Source organism: Saccharothrix longispora, assembly GCF_031455225.1.
GTDB classification, from domain to species: Bacteria; Actinomycetota; Actinomycetes; order Mycobacteriales; family Pseudonocardiaceae; genus Actinosynnema; species Actinosynnema longispora.
The window spans coordinates 8,107,999-8,124,735 of the sequence record NZ_JAVDSG010000001.1; the positions used below are offsets into that span (position 1 = coordinate 8,107,999).

The following is a 16,737-nucleotide window of genomic DNA, read 5'->3' on the forward strand; positions in this document are numbered from 1 at the left end:
GGTGCGCCGTCGTCCTGGTGCTGCCGCCGGCGCAACACCCGAGCCCGGCCCAGGACCGGCTTCGCCACCGACTCACCCATCCGCACCCGGACCCGTACCGACCGAGGTCGCGTGACGCAGCGCCAGATCCCTCACGCCGTCCGCCGTCCGGCCGCACTCGCGCCAACCCGGCCCACGGCACCCCACGGCCCGCTTAAGGTGCCGGAATGGCGGAGGACGGGTTCGTCGAAGTACGCGGGGCCAACCGGGGCGACAACGTGGTCCTGCACCTCTTCGCCGTGGCGCTGATGGTCACCGGACCGATCGTCTACGCGGCCAACGACGGCGGCACCGTCGGCGTCGTGCTCACCGCGGTGCTGCTGCCGCTGGGCATCGCCGTGTGGCGCGGTATCGCTCGCGCCAAGCGGCGGCTGCTGCGCCTGGACGAGGTGGGTCTGCCCGCGACCGCCGTGGTCCTGTCCGTGGAGCCGATCAGCGAGGACGCCACGGTCCGCGTCCGGCTCCTGATCAAGGGCCCGGACGTGCCCGAGTTCGTGATCGAGCACGACACCAGGTATGACCCCAGCCTGAAGCGGGGGAACAAGCTCGTCGCGGCGGTCGACCCCGACGACCACCGCGACTTCGAACTTGAGTACTAGGGAACGCCGTGATGCCCCGTGAGGCGGTGCCGTTCTGGTGATCGGGCGGATCCGTTGCCGGATCGCCTCACCGGTCACCTTCGGGCGTGCTCGGCGCCGCCCTGCGTCAACGACGTGATGTCCGGGACCGCCGGCCCATCGGGCCGGTCAACGGGTCGACGTTCCGAGGTGCGGCACTGGTCGAGCGCGCCGGACTTGATCGCGTCGAGCCAGCCGCGGGTGGCGACGACCGTGCCCGCGTCCGGGTTCTTGCTGTCCCGCACCGCGTACCGCCGGCCCTGTGGGGCGACCTCGACGCAGTTGCCACCCCCGGTGCCGCCGTCGCCGGAGTAGTTGCTCTTGCGCCAGTCGGCCATCCCGCACTCCCCGCTGTCCTCGGTTACGCGTAAGTCTTCACCGCCTCACTGATCGCGTCCAGCGAGTCGGACGGGGACAGCGATCGTTCGGTGAGGATGCCCCAGCGTTCGGTGCAGGTCCGGACATCCGCGCGGTCTTCGATGTAGACCGCGCCGCCCGGCCCTTCGGCGTAGCCGAAGTCCGGGATGGGGTCGGGCAGCGTCAGGATCGAGAACGGTCCGAGCAAGGCAGGGGTCGCACCTGCCGACTTGGGGAGCACCTGGACCGTGATGTGGTCGGCCTCCGACGTGTCGAGCAGGCGTTGGAGTTGGTTGCGCATCACCAGCGGTGTGCCGACCGGGCGTTCCAGGATCGCCTCGTCGAGGATCACGTGGAATCGCAACGGGTTCGGGCGCGCGAGCACCTGTTGCCGCGCCAGCCGGGCGATCACGCGGCGGTCCACCACCTCGTACCCCATGCCGGGGTTGGCGCCGTAGATCAGCGCCCGCGTGTAGTCGGCGATCTGGAGCAGGCCCGGCACCACCATCGTCTCGAACTCGCGCAACGCCACGAGTGCAGCTTCGACGCTCAGGAACTCGTGGAAGTCGCCGGGCAGGTCCTTGCGGAGCGCCAGCCAGTAGCCGCGTTCGTTCACGGTGGACGCCAGGCCGAGTATCCAGTTGCGCATACCCTGGTCGTCCACCTCGTACAGGTCCAGCAATTGCTCCACGTCGTGCCGCTTGACGCCTTGTTCGCGTGTCTCGATCCGGCCGAGTTTCGAGCGCGACCACTTTCCCGTACCTTTCCGAAGAAGTTCGGCGGCCTGTTCGATGCTCAATCCGCTGCTTTCACGCAACGTTCGCAACGTCTCGGTGAGCTGCCACCGCCGCACTGTCGCGCTGATCGCTCCGCCGTTGTCCTGGCGCACTGTTGTCCTCCGAAAAGGTGAATAAAACGGGTTCCCGTTTCTAGTGCTGGTTTCTCGTAGCACAGTATCGCCACACCAGGTGATCAATCGGCTACGACACGGAGGCGGTCGGCATGTCGCTCACGACCGGGCAGCAGCAGTACGAGGAATTCGTGACCGAGTTGCTCGCCGACGAGAGGCCGCGCCTGTTCGCGGTGCTGCGCGAGTTCGGCACGCACCAGGACGCGGAGGTCGCGGCGTGGGGCATGGCCTGGCCCGACCGTGCAGAACTGGTCTCGCCGAACGGCAGGGTTCGGATGCGGTCGGAGTCGCCGGAGCGGGCGCTGCGGGTGTTCGGTCGCGGCGAGGACGTCTCGGCGCGACTGGTCTGGGTCGACGCCGACCCGGCGTCGTGAACGCCCCGCCCCTGAGCCCGGGTGGTGCGGTGAGCGCCGCCCCGGCCGAATCCGCGCTCCTGGACGAGTGGTTGGCCGAACTGGTCCGGCGGCGTTGGACGTTCCACCGCGTGCCGGACCGGGAGTCGCCCAGGGCGATCGCGGCCGTCTTCCGGTGGCGCGGCCTCTGCCTCGCCGACGTGGTCGTGCTGCTCCACGCGGACCGCGCCCAGGGCTACCGCGTCGTCCTGACCACGCCCGACGCGGACCCGTTCCGGCCGGAGGTACTGGCCCACTCGTGCGAGGACACCGCGATCAGGGTCATCCGCGAAGTCCTCACCATCCCACCGCCCGACGCCCCGGCGGCGCGGCACCGGGCATTCGACCGATGACGTGTTCGGTTGCCCCGCGATCGATTGGTGCGCATTCGACTGGTGCGCGTTCCGGTCACGGCGCCGATCGCATTCGGAACAGTGCTGGGTGGGTTCTGCCCGCGTCGGCGAATTCCGGTGCGATTCCGCCCGATCTGTTGTCCACGGGCAGGGTGGCGTCCTCGGGATCGGGGTTCCTCCCGGCGAACGAGGCCGGGGCGACCGGTGGCACGATCAGCCGGCCGGTGCCATTCCGGACACCGATGCCGAGGTGACGGCGGCGACCCGGTTCTTCACCGTCCGCTCGTCCACCCCGCGCTGCACCGACAGCACCACCACCACGTACCGGTCCGGCACCACGCCCGCGCTGTGCGGGTACAGGTCGGCGGGCAGGTACCACGTCCAGCCTTGCTCGGCATAGGCGTCCACGCCCGGCGCGAGCAGGCTGAACACCTGGTCGAAGCCGTCGGCGGCGGTCGCGAGGACCGCTCGGAGGGCTTCGGTGACGAGGTCCCCGCCGGGCATGCCCGGGATGTGCCGGTAGAGCTTCGCGACGTCGTTCGGCGAGGTCACCACGTCTCTCCACGGCGAGGCGTCCTCCGGCGCGCGGGTCGAGGTCAGCGCCGCCACCCGGTCGACCGCACCCACGCCGACGGGAACGGCGCGTCACCGCCCTCGGACGCCGCGGCGCCGGCGTCGAGGTCCATCGGGGTCACCCCGGTTCGACACCGGCGGCGGCCCCGACCGCCCGCGCCACGGCCGCCGGGAGGTCCGGGGCGGGTTCCCGGCCGTCCGGGGCGCGGCGGCGTGCGGGGTCTCGGCGACACCGGCGGTCCTGGGCGCGCCCACGCCGACGACCGGCGCGGGCACCACGGGCCACCGGCGTCCTGCCACCCCTCCACGGTCCGTTCACAACCGCCTGGTGTCGAGCGCTTCCTCCTGTGCGATTCCTGAAGCTTCGTCGCGTCGCACCAGGTAGGCGCCGCCGGTGGGCCGTTCGGAGACCGCCTCGACCAGTTCGGTGTCGTGGTAGACCAGCCCGGCGCCGTCGTCGGTGCAGTGCGTGACCGGCAGCGTCCCGGCCGCGACGGCCGCGTGGATCGTCGGCCGGCGCATCGGCTCGCTGTCGTAGTGCACGCCGTTGCCGTAGGGCAGGAACCCGAGCCCGTTGGTCACCACGCGCAGGTCCGGCCCGAACGAGTCCGTGGACCCGCCGAGGTACCAGCAGATCGACCCGGCCGACACCCCGCCGAGCACGACGCCGTCCCGCCACGCGTCGCGCAGCACGGGACCGAGGCCGTGCACCTCCCACACGGCCAGCAGGTTCGCCACCGAGCCGCCGCCCACCCACACCACGTCGTGCTCGCGCACGAACCCGGCCAGGTCCGCGGTGGGCGGCATGGTGAACAGGTTGAGGTGCGACACCTCCCACCCGACGAGCCGGCCCGCCTCGGAGACGTCCGCGTTGAACCACCGCTGGTCGCCGTTGGCCGTGCCGACGTGGCAGAGCCGCGGCGCGCGCCCGTGCACGCCGGACAGGTCCACGGCGTGGTGGACGAGCCGGTGGAACTCCAGGTTGGTCCGGTGGCCGGCGCGGAGACCGCCGGAGGTCGCGACGATCGTCGGCTGCTCTGCTGGCATGCGCTCGATCTTCCCAGTGCCGAGGTGTGGAATCATCGGGTGCGTGACGTTCCTGCCGAGGCTCCGCCGGCTCGTGACGCGCCTCGTGCTCGGCGCTCTCGTCATCGGCCTGCTCGTCGTCGGCGGCACGGCTTTCCGCGTCTGGCAGGTTGCCCGCGAGGACGACCGCACGCACGCGGACATGGCCGTGGTGCTCGGCGCCGCCCAGTACAACGGCGTGCCCTCCGAGGTGCTCGAAGCGCGGTTGCAGCACGCGAAGCGCCTCTACGACCAGGGCGTGGTCGAGTACATCGCCACCACCGGTGGCAGGCAGCCCGGCGACAACTTCACCGAGGGCGAGGCCGGCCGCATCTGGCTGGAGGAGAACGACGTCCCCACCGACCGCATCCTGGAGGTCGGCGAGGGCAACGACACCCTGGGCAGCATCCGGGCCGTGGCCGCCGCCGCCCGCGCGAAGTCGTTGCGCACCGCGGTGATCGTCAGCGACCCGTGGCACTCGCTGCGGGCGCGCACGATGGCCGAGGACGAGGGCCTGTCGGCCTGGACGTCGCCGACGCGCAGCGGGCCGAACGTGCAGACGCGGCAGACGCAGCTGTTCTACATCCGGCGCGAGACCGGCGGGCTGCTGTACTACCACCTGATGAAGGCGCCGGCCGGGGCGTTCGACGGCATCCTGCTCTGACCGGGCTCCCCGTCCGACGGTCCGCGGTCACCCCGCGCGGGACGCGCGCACCGGCCACAGTGGGGGCATGACCGAACTGCGCGACGTCGTCGCCCGCCTGGAGCGGGTCGAGGCCGAGCTGGCCCTGCACCGGCTGGCCGACAACTACTGCGTGGCCGCCGACCACCGCGACCCGGACCTCTGGCGGGAGGTCTGGACGCCCGACGCGGTGTGGGACACCGGCCCGGACCACGTGTTCACCGGCATCGACGCCATCTGCGCCGCCGTCCGCGAGCAGTGGCGGGCGTTCCCCGTCATGCGGCACGGGACGGTCGGCCACGTCGTGGACCTCACCGGCCTGGCCGAGGGCGTCGCGACCGGCCGCAGCGACGTCATCTTCCACGTGAACTTCGACGACGGGACCTGGTCGACCGGCGTGGGCACCTACCTCGACGAGTACCGCCACCACGACGGCCGGTGGAGGATCGCCCGGCGCACCGTGTCGGGGGCGCGCGAACTCGGCCCGCTGCACGACCGGGAGCGCACCGCCGAGTCCTGAGCACCGAGCACCGACCACGGCCGCGGGCACCGGCGGGGGAGTTGTCCACAGGCCCGGCGCGCGGACCGACCCCGCCCCGCCCGCTCACCTAGGCTGGTCCGATGAGCGGCGGCTACACCGAACACGACTGCGCGCGGCTGCTGGGGGAGCGGCCCAAGGGCGCCGTGCTGCCCGGTGCGCGCGCGGAGCGGCGCACGCCGTTCTCGCGCGACCGGGCACGGGTGCTGCACTCGGCCGCCCTGCGGCGGCTGGCGGGCAAGACGCAGGTCGTCGGGCCGAACGAGGGCGCGGAGGTGACCGGTGTGCCGCGCACCCGCCTCACGCACTCCCTCGAAGTCGCCCAGATCGGCCGGGGCATCGGCGAGGAGCTGGGGTGCGACCCCGACGTCGTCGACACCGCCGGCCTGGCGCACGACATCGGGCACCCGCCGTTCGGGCACAACGGGGAGCGCGCGCTCGACGAGCTGGCCGGGCCGTGCGGCGGGTTCGAGGGCAACGCGCAGACCCTGCGCATCCTGACCAGGCTGGAGCCCAAGACGGAACGCGGCCTCAACCTGACCCGCGCCTGCCTCGACGCGGCCACCAAGTACCCGTGGCCCCGGCGTCCCGGCACGGCGAAGTTCGGCGCCTACGACGACGACCTCGACGTGTTCCGGTGGGTCCGCGAGGGCGCGCCCGACCACCGGTGCTGCCTGGAGGCCCAGGTCATGGACTGGGCCGACGATGTCGCCTACTCGGTGCACGACGTGGAGGACGGCGTCCTCGCGCACCGCATCCGGCTCTCGGCCCTCGGCGACCCGGTCGAGCGCGCCGCCATCGCCGAGTTGGCCGCGAAGCACTTCTGCGACGAGCCCGTGGACGTCCTGGAGGCCACCGCGGTGGAACTGCTCGCCCTGCCGGTCATCGCCGACCTCGCCGAGTACGACGGGTCGCTGCGCGCGCAGGTCGCGCTCAAGCGCCTCACCAGCGAGCTGGTCGGCCGCTTCGCCTCCGCCGCGGTCGGCGCGACGCGCGAGGTGCACGGCGACGGCCCGCTCACCCGCTACGAGGCCGACCTCGTGGTGCCCGCGCGGGCGCAGGCCGAGGTGGCGCTGCTCAAGGCGGTCGCCGTCCGGTACGTGATGAGCGACCCTGACCGGCTGCGCATGCAGGTCGGGCAGCGCGAGCTGATCACCGAACTGGTGCACGCCCTGCTCACCGGCGCGCCCGAGGGCCTCGACCCGGCGTTCCACCCGGCCTGGCACGCGGCGGGCGACGACGCGGCGCGGCTGCGGGTCGTGGTCGACCAGGTCGCCTCGCTCACCGACGCCCAGGCCGTCGCCTGGCACCGGGCGCTGACCGCCACACCCGCGCGTGGCGTGTGACCGGTGGCACACTCGGGGGCATGACCGATGACGACCGACCGCCCGGCGGGTCCTGACCGTGGCGCGGACCCGAGCGAGCACGGGGGCCCGCCGGTACCGGCGGAAGCACCCGGACCAGCACCGTGACGGCGACGACGGCGACACCGACGGCGGTTCCGCCGGCGTCCGCGAACCACGACACCCCGTGCCACCCGGTCCGGCGGGCGGCACGGGCGAACGGCCCATCCCGGACGACCCGACAGTGGTGGAGGAAACCCAGTGCCTGACCGAGCGCCCCTGACGTTCGCCCTCGCCCTGCACGACGCCGTCGCACCCGACCGCACGCGCAACGCCTGCTGGTCCCCGTACTCGGTGGCCAGTGCCCTGGGCATGACCGCCGAGGCGGCGCGCGGCGACACCGCGGCCGAGCTGGTGGCGCTGCTGGGCGAGGACAACGCCAAGCTGCTCAAGGCCACCGCGGTCGGTGAGGACGCCGAGTTCGCCGTGGCCAACACGCTGTGGGCGTCCGACGCGCTGCCGCTGGAGGACGGCTTCCTCGCCGACCTGGCGGGCTGGCCCGGCGCGAGCGCGCGGTCGGCGCCGTTCGCCACCGACCCCGAGGGCGCGCGGGGCCTGATCAACGCCGACGTCGCCGACACCACGCGCGGACTGGTCCCCGAGCTGCTCGGCCGCGGTTCGATCACCACCGACACGGTCGCCACCCTGGTCAACGCCCTGTACCTGAAGTGCGCGTGGAACGCGGAGTTCCCCGAGCACGACACGGCCGACCGGCCGTTCCGAGGCGCGGGCGACGTGCCGACCATGCGCCGCGAGGACAACGCCCGCTACGCGCGCGCCGCCGGCTGGGAGGCCGTGGCCCTGGCCGCGAACGGGGGCGTCGAAGCGGTCGTGCTGCTGCCCGAGGACGAGCTGGGCCCCACCGACGGCGTGCCCGAGGTGCTCGACGCGCTCGACTGGGAGCGCGTCGACCTGTACCTGCCGAAGCTCGACATCGGCCTCAACGCCTCGCTGGCCCCGGCGCTCCGGCAGGTCGGCGTGACCACCCTGTTCACCCGCGAGGCCGACCTCACCGGGCTCAGCCCCGACCCGCGCCTGTACGTGGACGACGTGGTGCACGAGGCCGTGCTGCGGGTCGACGAGCAGGGGTTCGAGGGCGCGGCGGCGACCGCCGTGGTGATGCGCATGACCTCGTTCATCCCCGCCGAACCCGGCCGCGAGGTGCGCGTGGACCGGCCGTTCCTGTTCCTCGTCCGGCACGCCGACACCGGCGTGGTGTTCTTCCTCGCCCAGGTGGTCGAGCCCTAGTCCGTCACGTTCCGGCGCCCACCGCCGTCCCCTCCTCGAAGACCCGAGGACGAGGAGGGGACATGCCCAGGATTCCCGTTGTCACGACCCGCGAGGCCGGCCCGCTGGTCAGGCTCGCCTACCGGTTCGCCAAGCGCCGATTCGGCGCGGTGCCCGAGCCGGTGGCCGTGTCGGCGCACCACCGGAAGCTGCTGGTCGCGAGCGCCCGCCACGAACTGGGCGTGGAGAAGGCCGCGACGACGCTGCCGGTGTCGCTGCGCGAGCTGGTGGTGTACGCGACCGCCGTCACCGCGGGCTGCTCGTGGTGCGTCGACTTCGGCACCATGCTGATCAGGCACGAGGGCCTGGACGTCGACCGGCTCACGGAGGTCCGCGACTACGCGCGCTCCGACCGGTACACCGGGCTGGAGAAGCTGGCGCTGGCCTACGTCGAGGCGATGACCGCCACCCCGACCGCCGTCACCGACGAGCAGGTCGCCGAGCTGGACGCGCGGCTCGGCCACCGGGGCCTGGTCGAGCTGACCTACCTGATCGCGCTGGAGAACCAGCGGGCCCGGTTCAACTCGGCGCTGGGCATCACCGACCAGGGCTTCACGTCGGGGGAGGCGTGCCGGGTGCCGATGCCGTGACACCGCCCGCCGCGAAGTCGACGTGGCCGAGCTTGTCCGGGTTCGACACGTCGTAGACGGCCACCACCAGGCCGTCGCGCACCGCGAACGCGCTGACCCGCTCGGTCACGTCGTCGGTCGCCGGGATCAGCACCCCGAGGTCGCCGTTGACCAGCGCCGGGCGCCCGGTGCTCAGCCCGCCGTACTTGCGCACCAGGCCGAACAGGAAGCGGGCCACCTTGTCCGCGCCGGACACCACGTTGATCGCGGTCTTCGCCTTGCCGCCGCCGTCGCCCACCACCACGACGTCCGGGTGCAGCAGCCCGACCACGGCGCCCACGTCACCCGCCGCGAGCGCCGCCAGGAACCGCTCCAGCACCTCGCGCTGCTCCTCCAGGGCGATCCTGGGCGGCGGGTCGGCGTCGGCGGCGGCGCGGCGGCCCCGCGACGCGTGCTGGCGCGCCGTGGCCGTCGTCACGCCGAGCACGTCCGCGATCTCGTCGAACGGCACGCCGAACGCGTCGTGCAGCACGAACGCCACCCGCTGCTCGGGCGTGAGCCGGTCGAGCACCACCAGCGCCGCCATCCGCACGCCGTCGTCGCGCACCACCGCGTCCAGCGGGTCGTCCTCGCCGGAGGTCACCAGCGGCTCGGGCAGCCACTGCCCGACGTACCGCTCGCGCCGCACCGCCGCCGACCGCAGCCTGTCCAGGCAGATCCGCCCCACGACGGTCGTCAGCCAGCCCTTCGGGTCGCGGATCGCCGCGCGGCCCCCCGCCGACAGCCCGGACAGCCGCAGCCACGCCTCCTGCACGGCGTCCTCGGCGTCCGCGACGCTGCCGGTGAGCCGGTAGGCCACCCCGACGAGGTGGGGGCGCAGGCCGGTGAAGGTCGCGACCAGGGTCTGCTCGGCTGCGGTCACGGGCACCAGTTTGCCAGCACTAGACTCGGTCGACGTGGCAGGACGCATCCGGGAGAGCGACATCGCGTTGGTGCGTGACCGGAGCCGGATCGACGACGTCGTGGGGGACCACGTCTCGCTGCGCGGTGCCGGCTCCGGCGCGCTGAAGGGGCTCTGCCCGTTCCACGACGAGAAGTCGCCGTCGTTCAACGTGCGCCCCTCGCACGGCACGTTCCACTGCTTCGGCTGCGGCGAGGGCGGCGACGTCATCGCGTTCGTGATGAAGATCGAGCACCTCGGGTTCGTGGAGGCGGTGGAGCGGCTCGCCGACCGCGCGGGCATCCAGCTGGTCTACGAGGGCGGCGGCGCCACGGTCCAGCGCGACCGCGGCACCCGCAGCAGGCTCATCGAGGCGCACCGCGCCGCCGCCGAGTTCTACGCCGAGCAGCTCGCCACGCCCGACGCCATGCCGGCGCGCGAGTTCCTGGCGCAGCGCGGCTTCGACGAGGCCGCGGCCCGCCAGTTCGGCTGCGGCTTCGCCCCCGGCGGCTGGGACAAGCTGACCAAGCACCTGCTCGGGCGGGGGTTCGAGCTGACCGAGCTGCTCAAGGCCCAGCTGACCAAGGAGGGCAGGCAGGGCCCGATCGACCGGTTCCACCGGCGGCTGCTGTGGCCGATCCGGGACATGGGCGGCGAGGTCGTCGGGTTCGGCGCGCGCCGGATCTTCGACGACGACCCGATCCAGGCCAAGTACCTGAACACCTCCGAGAGCCCGATCTACAAGAAGTCCCAGGTGCTGTTCGGGCTCGACCTGGCCAAGAAGGAGATCGCCAAGCGCCGGCAGGCCGTCGTCGTCGAGGGCTACACCGACGTGATGGCCATGCACCTCGCGGGCGTGCCCACGGCCGTCGCGTCGTGCGGCACGGCGTTCGGCACGGACCACATGAACGTGCTGCGGCGGCTGCTGATCGACGACTCCCTCAGCGGTGAGGTGATCTTCACCTTCGACGGCGACGCGGCCGGGCAGAAAGCGGCGCTCAAGGCGTTCGAGGGCGAGCAGCAGTTCTCCGCGCAGACCTACATCGCGGTCGCGCCCGACGGCATGGACCCGTGCGAGCTGCGGCAGGAGAAGGGCGACGTGGCGGTGCGCGACCTCGTGGCCCGGCGCACGCCGCTGGTCGAGTTCGCCATCAAGGCGCAGCTGCGCGACTACGACCTGGACTCGGTGGACGGCCGCGTCGAGGCGCTGAAGAAGATGGTGCCGTTCGTCGCCCAGATCAAGGACCGGGCCAAGCGCGACGGGTACGCCACGCGCCTGGCGTGGTGGGTGGGCTGGGAGGACGAGGCCGCGGTCGTGCGCCGGGTGCGGGAGACGGCCAACGGGCGCGCCCCGGCGGCCCCCGCGCGGCGGGTGGCCGTGGACCTGAACCAGGGCGCGCTGGCGGTGGACGTGAGCGGCCCGCCTCGACCCGACCCGCGCGACCCGGCGCTGCGCACCGAGCGGGAGGCGCTCAAGGCGGCGCTCCAGCTGCCCGAGATGGCCGGGCCCTACTACGACTCGCTGCCGGACGACGCGTTCACGCACCCCGCCTACCAGGCGCTGCACCGGGCGATCCGGGAGGCGGGCGGCACGTCGTCCGGGCTGTCCGGGCCGACGTTCCTGGAGTCGGTGTCGCAGGCGTGCGCGCAGCAGTCCGTGCGGACGGTGCTGCGCGAGCTGTCCGTCGAACCGCTCCAGGTGAAGGCGGACGAGTACCGCTACGTGCAGGGCGTGCTGGCCGGGGTGCAGAAGATGCTGGTGTCCCGGCAGATCGCGGAGATCAAGTCGCGGCTGCGGCGGGTGTCGCCGATCGACGAGCCCGACGAGTACCGCCACCTCTTCGGCGACCTGATCGCCCTGGAGGAGTACCACAAGGCACTGGGCGAACAGGCGGTGGGCGGGCTGTGAGGGAACTGTTCCGGAGGATCTTCGGCTCGGGCGCGCCCGAGGGGTTCGCGGGGTCGCTGGACGCCGACGAGAACGTGCTGGCCTCGGCCGCCGTCGGCGCCGGGTGGCTGGTCGCGACCACGCACGGGCTGTGGCTGCCGGACCCGGCCGGACCGCGCCGCGTCGGCTGGCACCTGGTGAGCAAGGCGACGTGGACGGGGAACGCGCTGGCCGTCGTCGAGGCGGTGGAGGACGGCGAGGCCGGGCAGGCCGTGCTGCTGCGCGACCTGCCCGTGACGCGGTTCCCGCTGGAGTCGCCGGGGAAGATCCCGCAGGTGGTGCACGAGCGCGTCACGGCGTCGATCAAGTCGCGGCACCGGCACGAGTCGCCGGGGGCGTGGTTCCTCCAGCGCAAGGTGCCCGGCCGGGACGGCGTGGTGCTCCAGGTGCGGCCCGACCCGGACGCGGACGTGGCGGCGGTGCGCGACATCGCGGCGTCGGTGGCGGCGAAGATCGCGGCGGTCAAGCCCGTCGACTGATCCTCGCCAGTACGGGCGTACGGTATCAGTACGTCCGTACTGTATGGGAGTCGCGCATGTGGGACCCGGGCAAGTACCTCGCGTTCGCCGACCACCGGTCACGACCGTTCCACGAGCTGGTGGCCCGCGTCGGCGCCACGTCACCGCGCCGCGTCGTCGACCTGGGCTGCGGCCCCGGCAACCTCACCCTCGCGCTGGCCGAGCGCTGGCCGTCGGCGGTCGTGGAGGCCATCGACTCCTCGCCCGAGATGGTCGCGGCGGCACGGGAGCGGGGCGTCGACGCGCGGGTGGCCGACGTGGCCGCCTGGGAGCCCGGCGAGGACGTCGACGTCGTGGTGACCAACGCCGTGCTCCAGTGGGTGCCCGGCCACGAGGACCTGCTGCGCGCCTGGGTGCGGCGGCTGCCGTCCGGGGCGTGGCTGGCGGTGCAGGTGCCGGGCAACTTCTCCGGACCGTCGCACGCGCTGGTGCGCGAACTGGTCGACGAGTCGTGGCCGGCCCTCGCGGGGCTCGTGCGGGTCTCGCCGGTGCTCGACCCCGTCGGGTACGCGGAAGTGCTGTCCGAGGCGGCCGTGGACGCGTGGGAGACCACGTACGTGCAGCGGCTGGAGGGGGAGGACGCCGTGCTGGAGTGGATCAGCGGGACGGCGCTGAGGCCGATCCGCGCGGCCCTGGACGACGCCTCGTGGGAGGAGTTCCGGGCGCGGCTCGCGCCACGCCTGCGAGCGGCCTACCCGCGCAGGGCGGACGGCACCACGTGGTTCCCGTTCCGGCGGGTCTTCGCGGTCGCCCGGGTGCCCTGACCCTGGCGTTCCGCCCCCTGGTGCCCCGACCACCGCCGTGGCCGCCCCTCACTCGGGACGGCCACGGCGGTCGCCTAGTTGGTGCGCGGGATGACCGGGTCGCGCCGGTGCCCGTTCGCGTTCGCGGTGGCGTTGTCGGTCGTGCCCTGGCGGCCCTGGTGGCGTCCGAAACCGGTCTTCTCGCTCACCTTGGCGCGCACGATCCCGGCCGCGCCCTGGACCGCCGGGTGATCGCTCAGCGAGCGGTAGGCGCGCACGATCTGGTCGTAGCGCTGGCGGCCTGCACGCGCCCCCAGCACGTAGCCGACGGCCGCGCCGATCAGGATGCCCTTCATGCGGTGTCCTCTCCTCCCATCGTGCCTGGTCACGTCCCTTCCTGCCGGGAAACCAGGGGGGTGTGCGCGAGCACTGTCGCGGATGCGCTAGAGTTGTGCGCGTCAGGCCGCGAGGCCCGGCCTACAACAGAACATTCCCCCATAGCTCAACGGCAGAGCATTCGACTGTTAATCGAAGGGTTACTGGTTCGAATCCAGTTGGGGGAGCGCGATGGCAGCCCCAGGTCCTTCGACCTGGGGTTTCGTCGTTGTCATGGGCCGGGGGTACCCACGGATCACCCGTTTGTCACCCGCACGGGGGCACTTTCTTCCGGCAGGCTGTCCGGCATGGCCGACCGCTTCGCCCTGCGCCGCCGCATCACGTCGCTGGACCCCGAGACCGACCACGCGGAGATCATGCGGCTCTCGACGGGGCACGAGTTCCCGTGGGACTACGTCAGGGCACTGGAGTTCGCCCTGTTCCGCACGTACTGCGTGCCGTCCATCTCGGCGCTGCTGGCGAAGACGGGCGAGTTCGAGCGGCGCGCCCAGCAGCGCTACGACGACACCGCCCTGCTCATGGGCGAACTCGTGGAGCACGGCTACGACTCGCCGCGGGGGCGGGAGGCGCTGCGCGTGGTCAACCGGCTGCACGGCCGCCACGACATCTCCGACGACGACATGCGGTACGTGCTGTCCACGTTCGTCTACGACCCGATCGACTGGCTGGACCGCTTCGGCTGGCGGCCGCTGACCGACCACGAGCGCCTGGCCGCGTTCCACTTCTACCGGGCCGTGGGCGCCAGGATGGGCATCAGGGGTGTGCCGGACACCTACGGGGCGTTCCGGGCCTTCAAGCGGGCGTACGAGGCCGAGCACTTCGCGTACAGCGAGACGAACCGCCGGATCGGCCAGTACACCCTGGACCTGTTCTGCTCCTGGTACCCGCTGCCGAAGGCGGTGACGTCGAGAGCGGTCCTGGCGATGCTCGACAAACCCATGCTGGACGCGTTCGGCTTCACCCCCCAACCCCGTTGGCTCACCACCGCCGGCCACCGCGCGCTGCGCCTGAGGGCCCGGGCGCTGCTCCTCGCCGCCCCCCGCAAGCGCCCCCTGCTGACCAACCGCCCGAACCGCACGTACCCGGCCTACCCGACCGGCTACCGGCCGTCCGACCTCGGAGCCCCGTAGCGGCAAGCGCACAGCTTGGTCACGCCCTGCCGGGTTGTCGAGACGTGGCGATCGGTGATCTGTACCCTCCAGAACCGCACGTCAGGGGGCGGTAGCTCAGCCGGTCAGAGCAGCGGACTCATAATCCGTCAGGTCGTGGGTTCGAACCCCACCCGCCCCACCGCCCGACCTGGTCGGACGTGGTGGCAGCACAGGTCCGGGAGCACCGCCGCGTCGTCCGCCCTCGCTGTCGGACCGGTGCGGCATGCTCATGGGGTGCTCACCGAACCCGTCATCCTCCTTCCGCGGTGAGGCCGTGAGCGACGAGATCGACTACGCGCGCGGCGTCGCCGAAGCGGTGCTCGACCGCCTCGGTGACCTCGCACCGCCGTGGCGCGTGCTCGCCGTCGAACGGCACCGCGAGTCGCAGGCGCCGCCGTCGGGGTTGGCGGCACCCGACAGCCTGGTGGTGGCCATCGGCCGCGACGAGGGCGACGAGGCGTCGGTCCGGGTGTACTTCTCCCTCGACGTGCCCCGGGACCAGGCCGTCGCGGTCACGGCCGCCCAGATCCAGGACCACGCGATCGAGGAGACCGGCGGCGCGCCGCTGCCACCCTGCCCGGGGCACCGCCACCCGATGAGCGCCCGAGCGGTCGACGGGCTCGCCGGTTGGGTGTGCCCCCGGGACGTGGCCCACCACCGCGAACCGATCGTTCCCCACCGCGCCTGAACGTGCGGGCCACCGCGACCGGTGGACCGAGGACCCGGTGGTTCAGTCCACGCACGGGATCGGGGACGGGGCCGCGCCGGGGCCCGAGGGAGCACTGGGGTGCAGGGCCGCGGTGACGGCGGCTCGGAGGGCGGGACCCGAGTCCGGTTGGTCCTCCGGGACCAGGGGCAGGGTCGCGAAGGTCACGCCCGGTGCGCTCTGGACCGCCGCCAGGACGTCCCAGCCCTCCGACAGGACCACGTTGTGCTTGGCCACCTCCGCCAGCGGGCCCAGGGCGGCCGGGCCCTCGGACTTCAGGCGGTGCAGGAGGGCCGACAGGAACGCCTGCTGGCGGCGAGTCCGGTCCAGATCCCCGTTCGGCAGGCCGTGGCGTTGCCGGACGAACGCCAGGGACTGTGCCGGCGTCAGGTGCTGGGGCCCGGCGGGGAAGTCGGCTCCCGAGTGCGGGTCCGCGGTCGCCCGGTTCAGGCAGACGTCGATCCCGCCCAGCGCTTCGGTCAGGTGGTGGAAGCCGACCATGCTCACCTCGGCCAGGTGGTCGATCGGCACGCCGAGCAGGGCCTGGACCGTCTCGACCTGGGCGCGTCGGCCGGCCTCCCGGCCGAGCCACTCCTGTTCGGCCGGGTCCAGCGTGGTGGGCAGGGTGCGCTCGACCGCCTCCTTCGCCCTCCCGTACGCCTCTTTGACCTTGCCCTGCTGCGGTCCGCCGGGGATTCCCAGCAACGGGGCGTTGTTGTCCCGCGGCAGGGACAGGGCCTTGGCCCCGCCCGCACCCGCCGGGAGGTGCAGCACGATCAGCGTGTTGGCGTTGTACCCGCCGCGGTCCACGTCGCCCGCGTGCAGGGCGTCCAGCACCTCCTCGGGAGGGGTGCCCCCGTCCAGGTCACGGCGCGTCGTCAGGCCCATGACCAGCACCGTGGTGCCGGACGCGGAACGGGGGGCGTCGGGCGGGATCGCCGTCGAACGGCGGATGCCCGCGTCCACCTCCTGGTACGTCGTCCACGCCACGCCGGCCGCGACCAGCACGACCGCCGACAGCGCGATCCATGTGGTCCGGACCACTACTCGCAGAACCCTGTGCACCGCTCCAGCCCCCCTGCGTCCTCTAACCTGGAGAAGTTGACGTTGGGGGACGTGTCGTGGTTGACCGCTTGGCCCATCTGCCGAGTGTGGCGGCGATCGCCGTGACGGCGCTCTTCACCGGTGTCGGCATCTGGCTCGACGGCGAGCAACCCGGGGCGGTGCTCGGCGTCCTCATGGTGTTCGGCGCGTCGCTCGCGGCCGCGATGGTGCGGCCGGTCGGGTTGTGGATCGCGGTCCCGGCACCCCCGCTGTTGTACGCGGGGCTGGTGGTGGCCGTGTCCGCGCTGGAGGGGAAGTCCACGGGGAAGTTGGCGATTCTCGTCGCACCACCGGTCGTGCGCGCGTTCCCGCACCTCGCGGTGGCGGTGGGCGCCGGGCTGGTGGTGGCGGCGGTGCGGGTGGGGGGATCGTGGTGGAGGGGCAGGTCTTCGTCGACCCGACGGGGAGGCGCCGTGGCGTGATGCGCGCGGCCGGGTTGGCGCTGG

At 72.9% G+C, this 16,737-nt stretch carries 22 protein-coding genes and 2 tRNA genes; 17 read left to right on the forward strand and 7 right to left on the reverse strand.

Annotated elements, in window-relative coordinates; all coding sequences use genetic code 11:
- The first annotated feature begins 206 nt into the window (after positions 1–206).
- Positions 207–638, forward strand: coding sequence for a hypothetical protein (locus J2S66_RS35690; RefSeq protein ID WP_310313838.1), 432 nt, complete (start codon positions 207–209; stop codon positions 636–638).
- A gap of 74 nt (positions 639–712) precedes the next feature.
- Here J2S66_RS35690 and J2S66_RS35695 read toward each other — a convergent pair whose 3' ends face one another.
- Both J2S66_RS35695 and J2S66_RS35700 read right to left on the reverse strand, forming a co-directional pair.
- Positions 713–994, reverse strand: coding sequence for a DUF397 domain-containing protein (locus tag J2S66_RS35695; protein ID WP_310313841.1), 282 nt, complete (start codon positions 992–994; stop codon positions 713–715).
- Between the two features lie 23 nt (positions 995–1,017).
- Positions 1,018–1,902 (reverse strand): helix-turn-helix domain-containing protein, encoded by an 885-nt coding sequence (locus tag J2S66_RS35700; protein WP_310313844.1) that lies wholly within the window; start codon positions 1,900–1,902, stop codon positions 1,018–1,020.
- Between the two features lie 113 nt (positions 1,903–2,015).
- On the opposite strand from J2S66_RS35700, the gene J2S66_RS35705 reads away from it, so the two are divergent.
- The gene (locus J2S66_RS35705) at positions 2,016–2,297 is read left to right on the forward strand and encodes a hypothetical protein (protein WP_310313847.1); all 282 of its coding nucleotides are present in this window, start codon (positions 2,016–2,018) and stop codon (positions 2,295–2,297) included.
- 29 nt (positions 2,298–2,326) lie between these two features.
- Entirely contained in the window at positions 2,327–2,668 is a 342-nt protein-coding gene (locus tag J2S66_RS35710) for a hypothetical protein (protein WP_310313849.1), read from the forward strand.
- A gap of 213 nt (positions 2,669–2,881) precedes the next feature.
- Here J2S66_RS35710 and J2S66_RS35715 read toward each other — a convergent pair whose 3' ends face one another.
- The gene (locus J2S66_RS35715; RefSeq protein ID WP_310313852.1) at positions 2,882–3,277 is read right to left on the reverse strand and encodes a hypothetical protein; all 396 of its coding nucleotides are present in this window, start codon (positions 3,275–3,277) and stop codon (positions 2,882–2,884) included.
- A gap of 279 nt (positions 3,278–3,556) precedes the next feature.
- A complete protein-coding gene (locus tag J2S66_RS35720; RefSeq protein ID WP_310313855.1) occupies positions 3,557–4,288 on the reverse strand; it encodes a Type 1 glutamine amidotransferase-like domain-containing protein in 732 nt (243 codons plus the stop codon).
- A gap of 43 nt (positions 4,289–4,331) precedes the next feature.
- Here J2S66_RS35720 and J2S66_RS35725 point away from each other — a divergent pair, with 43 nt between their 5' ends.
- From J2S66_RS35725 to J2S66_RS35750, 6 genes are all read left to right on the forward strand, one after another.
- Complete coding sequence (locus J2S66_RS35725; RefSeq protein ID WP_310313859.1) at positions 4,332–4,970, forward strand: YdcF family protein; 639 nt, start codon at positions 4,332–4,334, stop codon at positions 4,968–4,970.
- Positions 4,971–5,037: 67 nt separating this feature from the next.
- The gene (locus J2S66_RS35730) at positions 5,038–5,508 is read left to right on the forward strand and encodes a nuclear transport factor 2 family protein (protein WP_310313861.1); all 471 of its coding nucleotides are present in this window, start codon (positions 5,038–5,040) and stop codon (positions 5,506–5,508) included.
- 101 nt (positions 5,509–5,609) lie between these two features.
- Positions 5,610–6,872 carry a deoxyguanosinetriphosphate triphosphohydrolase gene (locus J2S66_RS35735; RefSeq protein WP_310313864.1) on the forward strand — a complete coding sequence of 421 codons (1,263 nt, stop codon included), beginning with the start codon at positions 5,610–5,612 and terminating at the stop codon, positions 6,870–6,872.
- 58 nt (positions 6,873–6,930) lie between these two features.
- Positions 6,931–7,152 carry a hypothetical protein gene (locus tag J2S66_RS35740; protein ID WP_310313866.1) on the forward strand — a complete coding sequence of 74 codons (222 nt, stop codon included), beginning with the start codon at positions 6,931–6,933 and terminating at the stop codon, positions 7,150–7,152.
- Entirely contained in the window at positions 7,131–8,177 is a 1,047-nt protein-coding gene (locus tag J2S66_RS35745; protein WP_310313869.1) for a serpin family protein, read from the forward strand. The genes J2S66_RS35740 and J2S66_RS35745 overlap by 22 nt, the downstream gene beginning before the upstream one ends.
- A gap of 62 nt (positions 8,178–8,239) precedes the next feature.
- Entirely contained in the window at positions 8,240–8,806 is a 567-nt protein-coding gene (locus J2S66_RS35750; RefSeq protein WP_310313872.1) for a carboxymuconolactone decarboxylase family protein, read from the forward strand.
- On the opposite strand, the gene J2S66_RS35755 is transcribed toward J2S66_RS35750, so the two are convergent.
- The gene (locus J2S66_RS35755) at positions 8,769–9,707 is read right to left on the reverse strand and encodes a sigma-70 family RNA polymerase sigma factor (protein WP_310313875.1); all 939 of its coding nucleotides are present in this window, start codon (positions 9,705–9,707) and stop codon (positions 8,769–8,771) included. The two genes, J2S66_RS35750 and J2S66_RS35755, sit on opposite strands and share 38 nt — an antisense overlap.
- Before the next feature lie 34 nt (positions 9,708–9,741).
- Between J2S66_RS35755 and dnaG the strand changes: the two genes are divergently transcribed.
- From dnaG to J2S66_RS35770, 3 genes are read left to right on the forward strand one after another with little or no spacing between them, the layout of a single operon-like run.
- Positions 9,742–11,634 (forward strand): DNA primase, encoded by a 1,893-nt coding sequence (gene dnaG / locus J2S66_RS35760; RefSeq protein ID WP_310313876.1) that lies wholly within the window; start codon positions 9,742–9,744, stop codon positions 11,632–11,634.
- The gene (locus J2S66_RS35765) at positions 11,631–12,152 is read left to right on the forward strand and encodes a hypothetical protein (RefSeq protein WP_310313879.1); all 522 of its coding nucleotides are present in this window, start codon (positions 11,631–11,633) and stop codon (positions 12,150–12,152) included. Before dnaG ends, J2S66_RS35765 begins: the two co-directional genes overlap by 4 nt.
- Before the next feature lie 56 nt (positions 12,153–12,208).
- Positions 12,209–12,955 carry a trans-aconitate 2-methyltransferase gene (locus J2S66_RS35770; RefSeq protein ID WP_310313881.1) on the forward strand — a complete coding sequence of 249 codons (747 nt, stop codon included), beginning with the start codon at positions 12,209–12,211 and terminating at the stop codon, positions 12,953–12,955.
- A gap of 74 nt (positions 12,956–13,029) precedes the next feature.
- Here J2S66_RS35770 and J2S66_RS35775 read toward each other — a convergent pair whose 3' ends face one another.
- The gene (locus J2S66_RS35775) at positions 13,030–13,290 is read right to left on the reverse strand and encodes a hypothetical protein (protein ID WP_310313883.1); all 261 of its coding nucleotides are present in this window, start codon (positions 13,288–13,290) and stop codon (positions 13,030–13,032) included.
- A gap of 135 nt (positions 13,291–13,425) precedes the next feature.
- On the opposite strand from J2S66_RS35775, the gene J2S66_RS35780 reads away from it, so the two are divergent.
- The 4 genes from J2S66_RS35780 to J2S66_RS35795 all read left to right on the forward strand — a co-directional run bounded on the left by J2S66_RS35780 (position 13,426) and on the right by J2S66_RS35795 (position 15,169).
- Positions 13,426–13,497: transfer RNA gene (locus J2S66_RS35780), tRNA-Asn, on the forward strand.
- A 120-nt stretch (positions 13,498–13,617) separates the two neighbouring features.
- The gene (locus J2S66_RS35785) at positions 13,618–14,460 is read left to right on the forward strand and encodes an oxygenase MpaB family protein (protein WP_310313886.1); all 843 of its coding nucleotides are present in this window, start codon (positions 13,618–13,620) and stop codon (positions 14,458–14,460) included.
- A gap of 85 nt (positions 14,461–14,545) precedes the next feature.
- A tRNA-Ile gene (locus J2S66_RS35790) sits at positions 14,546–14,620 on the forward strand.
- A gap of 135 nt (positions 14,621–14,755) precedes the next feature.
- Positions 14,756–15,169, forward strand: a complete 414-nt coding sequence (locus J2S66_RS35795; protein ID WP_310313890.1) for a hypothetical protein — start codon at positions 14,756–14,758, stop codon at positions 15,167–15,169.
- A gap of 42 nt (positions 15,170–15,211) precedes the next feature.
- On the opposite strand, the gene J2S66_RS35800 is transcribed toward J2S66_RS35795, so the two are convergent.
- Positions 15,212–16,231, reverse strand: coding sequence for an LCP family protein (locus J2S66_RS35800; RefSeq protein ID WP_310313891.1), 1,020 nt, complete (start codon positions 16,229–16,231; stop codon positions 15,212–15,214).
- A 77-nt stretch (positions 16,232–16,308) separates the two neighbouring features.
- Between J2S66_RS35800 and J2S66_RS35805 the strand changes: the two genes are divergently transcribed.
- Positions 16,309–16,713 carry a DUF6542 domain-containing protein gene (locus J2S66_RS35805; RefSeq protein ID WP_310313894.1) on the forward strand — a complete coding sequence of 135 codons (405 nt, stop codon included), beginning with the start codon at positions 16,309–16,311 and terminating at the stop codon, positions 16,711–16,713.
- Positions 16,714–16,737 lie beyond the last annotated feature (24 nt).

Coding starts and splice junctions, on each gene's coding strand:
- J2S66_RS35690 (WP_310313838.1), top strand. CDS start 207: ATGGCGGAGGACGGGTTCGTCGAAGTACGCGGGGCCAACCGGGGCGAC.
- J2S66_RS35695 (WP_310313841.1), bottom strand. CDS start 994: ATGGCCGACTGGCGCAAGAGCAACTACTCCGGCGACGGCGGCACCGGG.
- J2S66_RS35705 (WP_310313847.1), top strand. CDS start 2,016: ATGTCGCTCACGACCGGGCAGCAGCAGTACGAGGAATTCGTGACCGAG.
- J2S66_RS35720 (WP_310313855.1), bottom strand. CDS start 4,288: ATGCCAGCAGAGCAGCCGACGATCGTCGCGACCTCCGGCGGTCTCCGC.
- J2S66_RS35730 (WP_310313861.1), top strand. CDS start 5,038: ATGACCGAACTGCGCGACGTCGTCGCCCGCCTGGAGCGGGTCGAGGCC.
- J2S66_RS35735 (WP_310313864.1), top strand. CDS start 5,610: ATGAGCGGCGGCTACACCGAACACGACTGCGCGCGGCTGCTGGGGGAG.
- J2S66_RS35750 (WP_310313872.1), top strand. CDS start 8,240: ATGCCCAGGATTCCCGTTGTCACGACCCGCGAGGCCGGCCCGCTGGTC.
- J2S66_RS35770 (WP_310313881.1), top strand. CDS start 12,209: ATGTGGGACCCGGGCAAGTACCTCGCGTTCGCCGACCACCGGTCACGA.
- J2S66_RS35775 (WP_310313883.1), bottom strand. CDS start 13,290: ATGAAGGGCATCCTGATCGGCGCGGCCGTCGGCTACGTGCTGGGGGCG.
- J2S66_RS35785 (WP_310313886.1), top strand. CDS start 13,618: ATGGCCGACCGCTTCGCCCTGCGCCGCCGCATCACGTCGCTGGACCCC.